The organism is Geminicoccus flavidas (assembly GCF_009806515.1).
Taxonomy (GTDB): Bacteria; Pseudomonadota; Alphaproteobacteria; order Geminicoccales; family Geminicoccaceae; genus Geminicoccus; species Geminicoccus flavidus.
Genome location: NZ_WUJP01000357.1, coordinates 1 through 12,990, shown reverse-complemented (window position 1 = coordinate 12,990; position 12,990 = coordinate 1). Strand labels below are relative to the sequence as shown.

Sequence of the window (12,990 nt, the reverse complement as noted above, 5' to 3'; positions counted from 1 at the left end):
ATGCCACGGGACGCGCCCGTGATGAACACGACCTTCTGATCCTGCACGCCGCGGCTCCCCGTGGATGTGGCCCGACCTGAGATGGCCGCACGATGCGGCATGCGCAAGCGCCGCCCGCACGGCCGCGCGCTCGATCTCGGTCAGGCGTATGCCCCGGGCCACGCTTCGACCGGCCGCGGCCCGGAGTCTGCTGCCATGCCCCGGCTCAGGGGCTCAGCCGCTCGCGCTGCCAGCCACTGTCTCCCAGGCGCCGGTAGCACAGCCGGTCATGCAGCCGGTTGGCGCGGCCCTGCCAGAACTCGATTGCCACCGGCCGCACCCGATAGCCGCCCCAGAATGGCGGGCGGGGCGGGGTATCGCCGAACCGGTCCCTGGTCTCCGCCTCCTGCCGAGCGAGCTGCGCCCGGTCGGCCACCGGGTGGGACTGCCTGGACGCCCAGGCGCCGATCCGGCTGCCCAGCGGCCGGCTGGCGAAATAGGCATCGGCTTCGGCGGCCGGCACCGCGCTCACCGGCCCCTCGATGCGCACCTGCCGATGCAGCACGTCCCACCAGAACAGGAGCGCCGCCTTAGGATTGCCGGCGAGTTCCTGGCCCTTGCGGCTTTCGGTGTTGGTGAAGAAGTCGAAGCCGTCCGCGCCGAAATGCTTGAGCAGCACCATGCGGCAGGACGGCTGGCCGGTGGCATCGACGGTCGCCACCGCCATGGCATTCGGCTCGGCGAGGCCGCTCTCGCTAGCCTCCTGGAACCAGCGGCCGAACAGAGCCAGCGGGTCCATGCCGGCATTCGCCTCGTCCAGCTCCGCGCGCGCATAGTCCACCCGCATGTCCTGCGGTGATCTCATCGTCCGGCTCCCGCTTGCCCAGCCGCCTTCCAGGTGGCGCGCCTGCCAGCGCTTGTCCATGTGGCAGCTGGAGGGGCTCCTCGGGAAATCGACCACGCCCGGGCAAACTGGGCCTTTTGCGCGTACCCGACTGGACCTAGCGTCCGGCCCGAGCGGAGCATCCGGGAGAAGCGGTCGTGGCGCGCGAGGGCATCCTGTCGATCCAGTCGCACGTGGCCTATGGCCATGTCGGCAACTGCGCGGCCGTATTCCCGCTGCAGCGGCTGGGTCACGAGGTGTGGGCGGTCAACACGGTGCAGTTCAGCAACCACACCGGCTACGGGAGCTGGAAGGGCAGCGCCAACAGCGTCGAGCAGATCCGCGAGATCCTGCAGGGCGTGGAGGAGCGCGGCGCGTTCGCGCGCACCCGCGCGGTGATGTCTGGCTATCTGGGCGACCCGCAGCTGGGCGCTGCCGTGCTGGAGACGGTCGCCCGGATCCGCGCGGCACGACCCGGCGCGCTCTATGCCTGCGATCCGGTGATGGGCGATGTCGGCCGCGGCTTCTTCGTCCGGCCCGGCATCCCGGAATTCTTCCGCGACCAGGCGGTGCCCCAGGCCGACATCGTAACGCCCAACGCGTTCGAGCTGGCCTTTCTCGCGGACCGGTCGATCGACAGCCTGGAGGATGCGCTGGCTGCTGCTGCCCGGGTGCGGCGGCGTGGCCCCGGCCTCGTGGTGGTGACCAGCCTGGAGCTGCCGGGTGCGGTCGACGAGATCGCGGTGCTCGCCGACACCGGTGCGGGAAGCTGGCTGGTGCGCACGCCCAGGCTGCCGCTGACCATGAGCGGCACCGGCGACGCGACCACCGCGCTGGTGCTGGGCAACCGGCTGGCGAACGACGACATTCCTCAGGTCCTGCAGCGCTCGGTCTCGGCCATGTACGAGCTGGTCAGGCTGACCCATGAGCAGGGTGCGGGCGAGATCGAGCTGGTGGCGGCACAGGAAGCCTATGCCCACCCGCCGCGCCTGTTCGAAGTGGAGCGGGTGCGTTGACCGAGGCCGATGGCCACGAGCCGGTCTGCCGGCGGCCGCTCTCGACCGCGCCGGTGACGCCGCTGCCGCCGGTACAGCCGCCGGCCCGGGCAGCACTGGCCGGCCGGACGGTGCGCCTGGAGCCGCTGGAGCCTGGCCGCCATGGGCCGGCCCTGTTCGTGGCAGGCCACGGACCGGACCAGGCGGAGCGCTGGCGCTTCATGGCCTATGGGCCGTTCGCTGACGGCGACGTGATGCAGGCTTGGCTCCAGACCCTGGCCTGCCCGGCCGATCCCATGTTCTTCGCGATCTGCGATCCAGCCGGCCGCGCGCTGGGCATGGCCAGCTATCTCAACATCCACTCGGCGGGGGGCTCGATCGAGATCGGCCATATCTGGTTCGGCAGCGAGCTGCGCCGCCGGACGGCTGCTACCGAGGCGATCCATCTCCTGATCCGCAACGCCATCACGCTGGGGTTCCGCCGGATCGAGTGGAAGTGCGACGCGGCGAACCTGCCCTCACGGCGGGCGGCTCGGCGCTACGGCTTTCGCCACGAGGGTATCTTCTACCGACACCTGGTGGTCAAGGGCCGCAACCGCGATACGGCCTGGTACTCGATCCTCGCGGAGGAATGGCCGGCACTGGATGCCGCCTTCACCGCCTGGCTGGATCCAGGGAATTTCGACGAGGATGGCCATCAGCGCCGGCCGCTCATGGCCCGGCAGCCGCTCGTCCCGTAGGCGGCAGCGTCGGTCGAGTGGCGGGCGGTCAGTGCACGATGTCCTGGCGGCGCTCGCCGGCCTCGGCCAGCCGGACAGTCCGGCCATACAGGACGGCACTGGCGTCCAGCAGTGCGCTCAAGGCGGGCGGCAGTTCGGCCAGGGATGGCTGCCGCAGGCAGTGCGGGTCGTCCTCGATGGCAGCCGCAGCCGGCCCGGCACCGGCCAGTTCCGCCTTGCGCCGCAGGAGCCAGCCGACCACCTGGCCCAGCCGGTTGGTCACTCGGCCGAGCTCGCATAAGTGGCCGAGTTCGCCCAGCGCCGGCATCGCACCGGCCGGGCGCCGCTCCAGATAATGCTTGGTCGCCTGGACCAGGCCCATCGCCTCGCCGAGCAGCCGGTCCAGCCGCTCGCAGGGATCCTGCCCCGGATCGTCCTCGCCACCCGCCATGCCCCAGCCCCGCGCGTCCAACGCATCTCGCCGGGCACGCTGGCGCCGGGGCGGCGGCCGGTCAACGCTGCGCGGGCGGCAACGATGCCGAGGTCGTACCGGAGAACAGGAAGGAGCGTGCCGGCACGACCCGGCTTCCCTTCAGGTCGCGGCGGAGCTGGATCAGGCTGCCGGGTGCCGCCCCGGTGGCCACCCCGGCTGGGGGTGCCAGGGCAGCCAGCAGCAGCCCGCCCCGGGCCACTGCCCGCTGCCTTGGCGTGTCATTCGCACCGAACAGCGGGCGGGTCGGCCCCAGCCGGCCGAACAGCTTCATGCCCGCGGGTGCGGTATCGGCGCGGACCACGACCACGACCTCCTCGCCCCACGAGCGGTACTGCTCCTGCAGCTTCTCGACCCGTGCTAGATAGGTGCGGCCGCGCTCCGGATCGCGGCTGTGGTAGGCTGCGACCGCCGAGCGCCAGCTGCCGCGTTCGGCATAAAGCTCGCCGAGGAAGGCGATGCCGTAGGCGACGTTGCGGATCGGATCGAGCGCCTCCTCGATCGTCCGGAACGCGTCGGGATGCCAGTACAGATTGATCTGCATGCAGCCGACATCAATGTTGCGCCGCCCCTCGGCCTGCAGGCGACGCACCGTGGCGATCGCGGCCGCGCGGCTGTCGGCGTACCAGGCCTCGCTGCCCGAGGTGACCGTCCAGGGCCAGGGATAGCTGCGCCGCAGCGCCTTGCTCCACCGCCCGGTCTCGGCGAGCATGATCCCGGTCACGATCCCCTCGGGCAGGTCGACCAGGCGCTCGGCACGACTTGCCGCGTCGAGGCACAGCGCGGCAGTTCTTGCCGTGTCCTCGGCGGAGGTGGCCGGGCCGGACCCGGCCGCGAACGGCAGGAGCAGGGTAAGAAGGGCGAGGAGGAGGGGCATGGTCCTGGGCATGCCGCTTCATCTTGCAAGCCCCGCGCCAGCCCGATCCGGCAAGCCCCGCGCCAGCGGAGGCCCCGCCTGCTCACTCCGCCGCGAGCGGCCTTGCCGGGGGCAGCATCGCCGCGAGCTCCCGGACCAGTGCGGCCAATGTCCGGCGCAGCGCGGAGGCTGCGGCGGTCTGCTGCCAGTCAGCCGTGAAGAAGCGCTGCCGGCAGAGCTCAATCTGCAGCGCATGCACGCCTCGCTCCGGCTGCCCGTGCCGCTTGGTGATCCATCCGCCCGCGAACGGCCGATTGCGCGCGACGGTGAAGCCGGCTTCGCGCAGCGAAGCTTCCGCCGCGGCCACCAGCGCATGGGCACAGCTCCGGCCAAACCGGTCGCCCAGCACGATGTCCGGCAGCGCCGCGGCACCGCCAGACGGGCCCGGCATGGTGTGGCAGTCCAAGAGCAGCATACTGCCGAAGTCGCCGGCGAGCCGCCGGCATTCGCGCTCCAGCGCCGCGTGGTAGGGCTGATGCACCCCCGCGATCCGCTCGGCCAGCTCGGCAAACGGCAGTTGGCGCAGGTGGATGCGCCGCTCGCCCAGCCACGTCGGCACCACGCCCAGCCCGGCCTGCACGCGGAGCGACCGGCATGGCCGCACATCCGCGGGCAGGCCGTCGATCGCGTCCTCGTCCAACTCCGCGGGATCCCGGTTGAGGTCGATCCAGGTCCGGTTCCAGCGCGCGCGCAGCAAGGTGGCGCCGGCCGCCACCGCCCTGTCCAGCAGCTCGTGGACCGGGCCGTCGTTCAGCACCGCCAGAGTTGCCGGAGCCACGCCCAGCCGACGCCGGGCCTCCTCAGGATAATAGCGGCCGCTGTGCGGCGAGGAGAGCAGGACTGGCAGGCCGGGGCCGGCTGGCCGCACGAGAGCGAAGGGATCGATCATCACCGCATCCGGGAGAGCCCCGCCGATGCAACCACGGCCGGCACCGGCCCACAACGCTGACTAGTGGCCGACAGGAGCCGAAACCGCCAGGATTCCTGCAGCCGACACTTGCCAGCGCCGCCGACAAACGCTATCCGCTCGCCACCGCCGATCAGGACGGGCGCGTAGCTCAGCGGTAGAGCACTACGTTGACATCGTAGGGGTCACAGGTTCGATCCCTGTCGCGCCCACCACGCCGGAACGAGCTTTCTCCTTGGTCGAGGTCCGGGGAGTTAGGGCCACCGTCAAGCAGCTGTTAAGCACGCTCGCTGTGGTCTCTGAAGTGGCTGGTCTGCCAGGACCGGCCACTTCGCTTATCAGCCGGTCGACAACCGCGACCGCATCGCTCAGATAATCGGGTCGGTGCTTCGCATAGCCCTCCGTCGTGCTGTTGCTCCAGCGGTGCCCAAGAAACGCGGCGCACTGTGCTTCCGGCACGCCTTCCTCCCGCAGCATCGTCGCCACGGTATGCCGGATGGTGTTGGGCGTGACATCCGGCCCCAGACCTGCCCTGATCCTCGCCTCGCGCCAAGCGGTCTTGATGCTTGCGACCGGCTGGCCGTGATACTCGACCAAGTACTCGCCGGTGGCCGCTTCGACCCACGGCGCCAGGGCGGGCGCCAGCGGCACCACAGCGCGATGCTTCTTCGTCTGGGCTCGACCACCTGGATTGAGGTCGATGCGCCTCCTGGCGAGGCTGCACCGCCCTGGTGTCAATTCCAGGATCGCGGATCGACGCGCTGCCGTGCCGATGGCGAACACGATGAACACCTGAAGGTGTGGGGAGGCGTGGCGGAACAGGCTGCGCAGCTCGGCGACGGTCAGCACTCGATCCCGAGGCTGGCCCTTCGGCACGTCGAAGATGAACGGCGCCTTCGTGAGCAGCTGGAACTTCTCGGCATGCTTCAGGGCGGCGCGCAGGACCGAGAGAATCCTTGAGACCGTACCACCGGATCGGCCGGCTGCGCGCAGCTCGGCAACCAGCCTCGCCTGGCGATCAGGGGTCAGCTCGGCCACCACCGCGTCACCCAGCTGGCTGAGCAACTGTCGGCTGCCGATCCTGGTCTGCTCCTCGCTGGGCAGGTGCTGGGCATGCTGCAGGTAGTAGCGCTGCAGGCACTCGGCGATGGTGACGCTGCGCGGATCACCCGGCTGGAGGCTCGCATGCTCCATCACCCAGGCGACAAGGCGGTCTTGCGCTTCTCGAAGGTCGCGTGTGCGGAGCGAAATGCGGCGGACCTGTCGGGCAGGGCGGTCATTCCAGCAGACGTTGAACACGCCGTCGCGGGTGTCGAGCCAGTGATCGCGGTACTCGAAGAAGCGTTTGCGGCGCTGCATGGATCTTGGCTCTGCCGTGCGATGTATTCAGCGATGTAGCGCTCGGTGACGAACGTGCGCGACCGAACACGGACGGAGCCAAGCTCTCCAGCCTTGACCATGCGCTCGACCGTGCGTGCCCCGCATCGCAGTAGCGGTGCTGCCTCGCGGAAGGTGAGCAGTTTCTCGATCACCTGGAAACCCATTGGTCAGTAGCCGGTTGCTCCGCACCGCTCCGGGAGGACTGAGAGCCCGGAGCGGCACGCAGGAACCTCACCCCTCCTGGCACCAGCTGGCGCCAGGAGGGGTGGGTGCGGTTCAATGGAATCCCTTGTCGTTGATGATCACCGTCCGGAAGATCGGCCGCCTGGCGCCGGCCGCGCTGATCTGGCGCTCCAGGTCGGCAATCGCGGTCGCGATCTCGGCGTCGTTCCGATAGGTGATCCGGTCGACATCGCTCTCGACCACGAGCACGCCGCTGGCGCGGATCTTGCGCAGCTTCTCCAGGCGATCGGTCAGCTCTTCGACGGTCGCCATCTCAGGCACCCGCGTTGCGGTACCAGCCGCGATGATCGACAAAGCCGCAGCCGAAGGTGCCCTCCATCTTCATCTTCAGGCCGCTGGTGTTGAAGTCGGTCTCGGTCGAGACCTTCGGCCCCTTCCAGCCGGCGACATAGGCGTGCTCCAGGCCGCCGATGTTGCTGGCGACGAGGTACCAGGCGTTGCCCGAGAGCCCCGGCTCGACCGCGACCTTGAACTTGCCCGTCCAGGGATTGACCGCGTCGGCGGTCGCCGGGTTGATCTGGGCAACAGTGGCCAGGGCCGGCACCTCCTGATCCGGGGAGACCAGGATCACCGAGGGCACCACGTTGATGATCTCGCCGGCCAAGCCCCTCTGCTTGCGCATGGCGAGCACGGCGGCCGACAGCTCGTCCACGTCGACCGGCGCACCCGACGTGGCGAGGTTGCCGTGGATCGCGTGAAACACCGGGTTGCCATCCGACATGACCGGGCCAGCACCGCTGTTGCTGACCACCAGGGCCAGGAGCTGGTCCGCCTCGAAGCCAGCCCACGCCCGGCCGAACTCGTCGGGGATGCGCGACAGAGCGCCGGTGTCGTCGTTGACCACCATCTCTGGCGAGATGCCGGCCAGGCGGCCGAACCGCTTCGACGCGTACGACTCCTTGGCGTCCACGAAGGCGCCATGCTGGTACTCACCGTTCTCGGTGACCGGAAGCGGGGTGATCTTGCCGTCGAACTTGATGTCCTGCAGCGGCCGGAAGTCGTTCGCCTGGCGCTCGCGCGACAGATCCATGATCGGCCGCCTGGCGGCCTCGTAGGCAGCACGCAGCCCCTTGTTCAGGACAGCGGCGAACACGGCCGGCAGGTCCGAGGTCGACATGGCACGCTGGACCAGCTCGTACTGGTTCAGGCCGGTGGTCGACAGGCCGGCGGCACGCACGGCTTGCTCGGCATGGTCCAGCAGGCGCAGATGGGCGTACTGGCGGCCGCGCTCGCCGGGCGTGTGCGCCGGGTTGATGCGGGCGTACAGGCCGTCCGCCATGGCCTCGATGCGCTCGGCCGGATCATCGCCCGACCGGGTGACGGTCACCCGGAGCGGCTGTTGGGTGCGGATCGCCTCCAGGGCCAACTGGCGGGCGTCGGCGACTTCGGCGCCGATGGCGATCAGGCGATCGGTGACCGACCGCTCGATCTGGGCGGCATCGCAGATGCGCCGGATGTCGGCATCGATCGCCGTGCGGTCGATGACGTCGGTGCCGCCATTGGGTGGATCTTGACCTTCCATAGCTCCTCCAGAGCGGATGACCGCGCCGGCATCGGCCGGAACGGCAACAAGGGAGATTTCGCGAATGGTGAACCGAGTGGCGGTCTTGGTGCGGCGCGGGCCGCTGCCCTCGCTGCGCCACTGCTCGACCGAGTAGCCGATGCTCAGGCCCTTCAGCATGCCGCTCCGGACCATCTCGAAGGCTCGGCCAGGTAGCAGTTCGAGCTCCACGACCAACTGGGCCTCCTCAATTCCAGCTTCCCTTACTCGGCCTTGGATGCGGTCGATGCTGTCGCGCCGGTGGCTGTCCAGCACGGGGAGCCCCCGCAGGGACGCCAGGTCGATCGCGCGCTCAGAGATCTCCAGGACCTCGCGGTACGGGCCTAGAGCATCGTACTGCAGACGGCCGGCGCCGGTGGAAGCTGTACCTCTTACGGTCCGCGCCTCGGGATCGAGGGTCGATGGGGTGAGGGCGCCCTTGCGGGTGATGAGCGTGGTCACTGGGTCACCTCGCTGGACTTGAAGCTGTCGGCAGCGATCTGCGCGTCGATGGTCTCGACGTCGTAGCCGTACTCGCCGATCACCTGTTCACGGGACTTCAGGCCGGCCTGGATCGCCGCGACGTCGGCGCCGATCTCCGCCTTGGGATCGACGTGCGCAAAGCGCGGCATCAGCCACTCGACTGGCTCCAGCTCCTCCAGATCGTGGCCGGGTAGGGCATTGGTGAGGACCACCATCCGCAGGAACTGCTGCCAGACGGGTGTCAGCAGGCTCGGCACGATCAAGGCGTACTGTGTCTGTTCGACCCAGCGGCGGTGCTCGTTAGCCCCGGCGCGGACGCTGGAATAGCTGACGCCTTCGTAGTCGCCGCTCAGCTGCTCGTAGGTGATGTTCATGCCGCTGGCGATGTCGCGCAGGTAGGCCTTCACGAAGGTCTCGGACTCGCCGAGCTTCGGTGGGTCGTTCCAGTCGACCCGCTTGCCGGGCGGGGCATGCCAGAGCGAGCCGGGCGTCACCCCGATCCGCACCGACCCGTCACCCTGCTCCTGGCCCGGCTCGAGCCCGGCGCCATCGACATCGGTGATCACGCCCGAGAACAGCGCCGCAGTGCGCGCGGTGGCGAGGGCGGCATCCTTGAAGCTGTCCAGCTCCCGCGCGGTGGTGAGCACCGGCGCCAGCCAGGACAACCCGCGAAACTGATCAGGGGTCAGCTGATCGAAGACGTGGACGATCTCCTCCGCCGGGACGCGAACAGACCTGGCCAAGTGCTCATCCAGGGTGATGTGGTAGGCGACCGGCCGGCCGAAGCGGTCGATCTCGATCCCGTCGATCAGCTCATGGCCGTTTGCCAGCACCGGGACGGCATCACGCCCAACGGCGCGGCTCGGCAGGACCTGCAGGCGTAGCGGCAGCGCATCATCCGTCCAGACGAACCGGGCAAAGCCGTCGCCGGTAGCGATCATGCTGCGCACGATCAGGCGGCAAAGACCGGCGAAATCAGTGCGGCCGGTGGCGTCTGCCCGGTTGGCCCAACGTCGGAACAGGTGAGCCAGCCGCCGGCGTGTCTCGCGATTGGGATGCTGGCTGCGCGGGATGTAGCCACTGCCGACCAGGCTGGAGACCAGGACTGCCACAGCGCGCGCTAGGCGCGGGTCGTTCAGCCAGCCAGTCTGTGCGCGGGCTGCGGTGAGAAAGGCGCCGGCCTGGATTGCGCCGGCGACGTCCGGCGTAGCGCGCCAGCCGACTGCTCGGGGGCCGCCACCAGCCGCCTCCAGGCCGCGCGTCAGCAGCTTGGCAAGGCGGAGGCGCATCTGGTCGAATGGGCGCCTACGCACTGCTGGCCGCCTTGAGATCGAGCAGCAGATGCGAGGGGCCCGTGCCTTCGCCGACCGGTGCAGGAGCTGGTGCCATCCCGTTGGCGATCTGTAGGAGCTTCGTTGCGATGCGCACCAGCTGGCCCGGTGGCACCTGCAAGGCCAGGCCCTTGCCTTCCGCCAGGATCGAGATCGTACCGGCGGCATCGACTGCCAGGCCAGTGGCCGGCTCTGGCGTCTCGACAAAGAAGACGAGGTTCTTTCCGTCCATGCTGGATGGGCCTTTCATTGGCTCAGGGCCTGCGCAAACGCCTGGATGTGCTCCCATTCGACCTTGGCGGTCACCTGCATCTTGGGCCGCACGTCCAGATGTGGCTCGAAATGCAAGATCGCGTTGGCAACGGGCTCGGCAGAGACGAGCGGGGTGCTAGGCGGCAAGTTGAAGTGAAAAGTGCCGCTCAGCGTGTTCTGCTCCAGCTCGAACGCGAAGCGGTTGTTCCACTTGTCGAAGATGTCCGGTGCCAGGAGCGCGATGGAGATGACATCTTCGATAGCATCGACAAAGCTGCTGCGTTCTCCGTCAGCCCGGACCATGAACAGGAGCGGACACAGCTTCTGGAACCAAGCCGGAAGCATTTGCGCATGGTCCCAGCTGCTGGAAGCCATTCTGGCCCCCAGCAGGGCCTCCAGCCGATCGGCAGCATGCATGGCCGGGCAGCCGGTCATCACGGCGGCGATCAGCCGTGCCGCATCCTGTGGCGACGGCCGCCAGGACCGCGGTGACTTCGTCTCGCGGATGAACAGATCCCGCTCGCGGAGCCCGCGAGCCACCTGGGCCACGTACTTTTCGTCCGCACCCAGGGCATCGACGGCCGCAGCCAACAGGTCAGAAGCTCTTGCCATAGGCCAGAGATAGCAATGATTGCGAGAATTTGCAACAAAGTAAATTCTCGCATAAACAGGGGATTAGCCTGCCGGACCTATGGCCGGCAGGCTGTCTCCCAGGCTCAAGTCCGCTTCGCGTCCTTCAGCAGGCTGTCGAGCTGCGCCTGAATGTTCCAGGTACGCTCCCACTTTCTGCCATAGTCGCCGTGGATGGAGCGGAGAATGTCAACGAGGCTGTCGGCATCGTCGGGCACCATCGAGGCAGCGCCATGCGCAGCGAGCCACAGCACCTGTACCTGCTGATTCAGCTCATCGAATGCTTGTGCGAGATCGGCCGCATGGCGAGTGATGGCCGTTAGGTCACGAGTGTGCACCGCAGGACTAGCAGTATCACTCGTGTTAGGGACGTGTTCAGCCGATCGCATGGAAGGTCCTTTCCAGCGTGAGGTTAGGGCTGGCCGGGAGGTGGAGCTTCCGGCCAGCCTGTTTATCTGGTACGAGCAATTCATGCCGGGAGCAACATTAACTGGTGCGAGAAAAAGGGGTCGCCCGCCCGTCGGTGCGACCCAAATAAGCGTGCGGGTTCCTCCCGAAGAACTCGCGCGAGTAGATGCCTGGATCGCTAAACAAGATGATCCCCGGCCTAGTCGCCCTGAGGCGCTGCGTAGGCTTGCGCAATGGGCGCTTGATAACCTCTCAGAATGTGACGACAGACGGGAGAGAAATTAGGATGCGTTACATTGCGCCCAGTTTGAGTTTGTGCGCATTCAGCTGTCCAAACTGTGGCGCTTTCGCTCATCAAGTATGGTACGAGATCTATCTGCAACCGATTAAGGGGTTGCCTAGCAATGATGCTTTGATAGAAGCCTATAAAGTTCTTCAGGCTACGCTAAGGACAAAACTGGATCCGACTGTAATTCCAAGCTTGATGGACATGAAGGTCATGGTTCACGGGTCTGGAAAGAAGGAACTACAATACACTTTAGCATCTTGTTGGCTATCGAGGTGTCAGCATTGTCAGGCGCCCGCACTGTGGTGCGGACAAGAGTTGGTCCACCCAAGAGTTGTAGCTGCAGAGTTCCCACATTCTGATATGCCAGAGCATGTTCGCGAAGATTTCGAGGAGGCACGTCAAATAGCTGATTTGTCGCCGCGAGCCGCGGCTGCTTTGCTTCGTCTTGCATTGCAGAAACTGCTTTATCACCTAGGATATAAGCAGGACAGAATTTACGATCAAATTGCAGCTGCTGTAAAAGATGGTTTAGACAGGACAGTTTCGGATGCGCTTGATACTCTTCGAGTCATCGGGAATGAGGCTGTACATCCTGGGCAGATGGATCTGAAGGACAATCCTGAAGTAGCACGTAGACTATTTAAAGTGCTGAATTATATAGTGCAAAAGTGTGTTACGGATCCAAAAGAGCGTGCAGAGCTGTTGGCGATGACGCCGGAGAGTGCTCGTGCTCAAATAGAGCGTAGAAACGCAAAGTGTTCTTGAAGTATGTTTAATTGTGATTGTACTCCATCCACGGCGACAGGATTACCTGCGGTGTCCTACTAGTGGGAGGTAAGATAGGTATTGCCGGCGGCAGCTGTTCTCCTTCTATGATCTCGACCTGCTCCATCTTATCTGCGAGGCTGTTCAGCCTCAGTCCTAGCGCAATCGCACCCTGTAGCGCAGCCATCGCATAGACCCGACAGTCCAGAGCTTCGTTGCGATCGCCGGCGGCCTTCTGCCACGAGCGTACCGGCCGGCCATTGTGGTACCTGGTCACCAGGCGCTCGGCCGTGAGCTGCTGGAAGTAGTCCAGGTCCCGACTCTCCGGAAAATGGCAGTAGCCTGGTCCAGCGGTTGCGGTCGCCAGGCGCCGCATCAGCTGCTCTTTCCCGGCATCCACGCCCAGCGCGTAGATCGGCAGCATCGACTTGGCGCTCTTGGACGGCCGCTTCGGCCAGAGGGGGCGGCCAGGCCCGCCGATACCCTTGATCGCCCAGATCCGCCGGCGATGACGCTCCGCACAGAACCGCACGACAGCCTGCGTATGGTGCCCGCCGCTGTCGACGCAGGCCGCTAGGATCGATAGGGCCGGAACCTTGCGCCGGTGCGGAAAAGTGCGCGCCAGCTCCTGATCCAGCACCTGCCAGACCTCCTTGCCAGCCGGATCACCCCAGAGCACCTGGTGCTCGATCGACCAGCTTTCTTCGTCGCGACCCCAGCCGACGATCTCCAGCTCGAGGCGATCGTTCTGCACGTCAACCCCGGCTGTCAGCGCCACCA

At 66.9% G+C, this 12,990-nt stretch carries 16 protein-coding genes, 1 tRNA gene and 1 pseudogene; 5 read left to right on the top strand and 13 right to left on the bottom strand.

The window, feature by feature from the left end; all coding sequences use genetic code 11:
• Positions 1-205: 205 nt before the first annotated feature.
• Positions 206-844, bottom strand: a complete 639-nt coding sequence (pdxH, locus tag EQG76_RS10030; protein ID WP_159712960.1) for a pyridoxamine 5'-phosphate oxidase — start codon at positions 842-844, stop codon at positions 206-208.
• 176 nt (positions 845-1,020) lie between these two features.
• Here pdxH and pdxY point away from each other — a divergent pair, with 176 nt between their 5' ends.
• A complete protein-coding gene (gene pdxY, locus EQG76_RS10025) occupies positions 1,021-1,878 on the top strand; it encodes a pyridoxal kinase PdxY (RefSeq protein ID WP_159712958.1) in 858 nt (285 codons plus the stop codon).
• Entirely contained in the window at positions 1,875-2,597 is a 723-nt protein-coding gene (locus EQG76_RS10020) for a GNAT family N-acetyltransferase (RefSeq protein WP_235031294.1), read from the top strand. Before pdxY ends, EQG76_RS10020 begins: the two co-directional genes overlap by 4 nt.
• A gap of 28 nt (positions 2,598-2,625) precedes the next feature.
• Here the strand turns inward: EQG76_RS10020 and EQG76_RS10015 are convergent, their stop codons facing one another.
• The 3 genes from EQG76_RS10015 to EQG76_RS10005 form a co-directional block, all read right to left on the bottom strand.
• Positions 2,626-3,048 (bottom strand): DUF1465 family protein, encoded by a 423-nt coding sequence (locus EQG76_RS10015; RefSeq protein WP_159712956.1) that lies wholly within the window; start codon positions 3,046-3,048, stop codon positions 2,626-2,628.
• A 40-nt stretch (positions 3,049-3,088) separates the two neighbouring features.
• On the bottom strand, positions 3,089-3,943 hold the full coding sequence (locus EQG76_RS10010; protein ID WP_159712954.1) for a transglycosylase SLT domain-containing protein: 855 nt from the start codon (positions 3,941-3,943) through the stop codon (positions 3,089-3,091).
• Between the two features lie 82 nt (positions 3,944-4,025).
• Positions 4,026-4,871 carry an N-formylglutamate amidohydrolase gene (locus EQG76_RS10005; protein WP_159712952.1) on the bottom strand — a complete coding sequence of 282 codons (846 nt, stop codon included), beginning with the start codon at positions 4,869-4,871 and terminating at the stop codon, positions 4,026-4,028.
• A 158-nt stretch (positions 4,872-5,029) separates the two neighbouring features.
• On the opposite strand from EQG76_RS10005, the gene EQG76_RS10000 reads away from it, so the two are divergent.
• Positions 5,030-5,104 (top strand) — tRNA-Val (locus tag EQG76_RS10000).
• Here the strand turns inward: EQG76_RS10000 and EQG76_RS33380 are convergent.
• The gene (locus tag EQG76_RS33380) at positions 5,055-6,083 is read right to left on the bottom strand and encodes a tyrosine-type recombinase/integrase (protein ID WP_407925523.1); all 1,029 of its coding nucleotides are present in this window, start codon (positions 6,081-6,083) and stop codon (positions 5,055-5,057) included. The genes EQG76_RS10000 and EQG76_RS33380 overlap by 50 nt on opposite strands.
• Here EQG76_RS33380 and EQG76_RS32155 point away from each other — a divergent pair.
• A complete protein-coding gene (locus tag EQG76_RS32155; RefSeq protein ID WP_235031293.1) occupies positions 6,003-6,287 on the top strand; it encodes a hypothetical protein in 285 nt (94 codons plus the stop codon). The genes EQG76_RS33380 and EQG76_RS32155 overlap by 81 nt on opposite strands.
• A gap of 26 nt (positions 6,288-6,313) precedes the next feature.
• Here the strand turns inward: EQG76_RS32155 and EQG76_RS33375 are convergent.
• The 7 genes and pseudogenes from EQG76_RS33375 to EQG76_RS09960 all read right to left on the bottom strand — a co-directional run.
• Positions 6,314-6,433, bottom strand: a pseudogene (locus EQG76_RS33375) (excisionase family DNA-binding protein); the annotation flags it as partial.
• Positions 6,434-6,545: 112 nt separating this feature from the next.
• On the bottom strand, positions 6,546-6,764 hold the full coding sequence (locus tag EQG76_RS09985; RefSeq protein WP_159712948.1) for a phage head-tail joining protein: 219 nt from the start codon (positions 6,762-6,764) through the stop codon (positions 6,546-6,548).
• Position 6,765: 1 nt separating this feature from the next.
• Entirely contained in the window at positions 6,766-8,514 is a 1,749-nt protein-coding gene (locus tag EQG76_RS09980) for a phage major capsid protein (RefSeq protein ID WP_159712946.1), read from the bottom strand.
• Complete coding sequence (locus EQG76_RS09975; RefSeq protein ID WP_159712944.1) at positions 8,511-9,848, bottom strand: phage portal protein; 1,338 nt, start codon at positions 9,846-9,848, stop codon at positions 8,511-8,513. Before EQG76_RS09975 ends, EQG76_RS09980 begins: the two co-directional genes overlap by 4 nt.
• The gene (locus EQG76_RS09970; RefSeq protein WP_159712942.1) at positions 9,841-10,098 is read right to left on the bottom strand and encodes a hypothetical protein; all 258 of its coding nucleotides are present in this window, start codon (positions 10,096-10,098) and stop codon (positions 9,841-9,843) included. Before EQG76_RS09970 ends, EQG76_RS09975 begins: the two co-directional genes overlap by 8 nt.
• Positions 10,099-10,112: 14 nt before the next feature.
• Entirely contained in the window at positions 10,113-10,709 is a 597-nt protein-coding gene (locus EQG76_RS09965) for a hypothetical protein (protein ID WP_159712941.1), read from the bottom strand.
• A 125-nt stretch (positions 10,710-10,834) separates the two neighbouring features.
• Positions 10,835-11,086 carry a hypothetical protein gene (locus EQG76_RS09960; RefSeq protein ID WP_159712939.1) on the bottom strand — a complete coding sequence of 84 codons (252 nt, stop codon included), beginning with the start codon at positions 11,084-11,086 and terminating at the stop codon, positions 10,835-10,837.
• 356 nt (positions 11,087-11,442) lie between these two features.
• Between EQG76_RS09960 and EQG76_RS09955 the strand changes: the two genes are divergently transcribed.
• Complete coding sequence (locus tag EQG76_RS09955) at positions 11,443-12,210, top strand: DUF4145 domain-containing protein (protein WP_159712937.1); 768 nt, start codon at positions 11,443-11,445, stop codon at positions 12,208-12,210.
• A gap of 7 nt (positions 12,211-12,217) precedes the next feature.
• On the opposite strand, the gene EQG76_RS09950 is transcribed toward EQG76_RS09955, so the two are convergent.
• A partial coding sequence (locus tag EQG76_RS09950; protein ID WP_200840702.1) for a terminase gpA endonuclease subunit occupies positions 12,218-12,990 on the bottom strand: 773 nt, incomplete at its 5' end.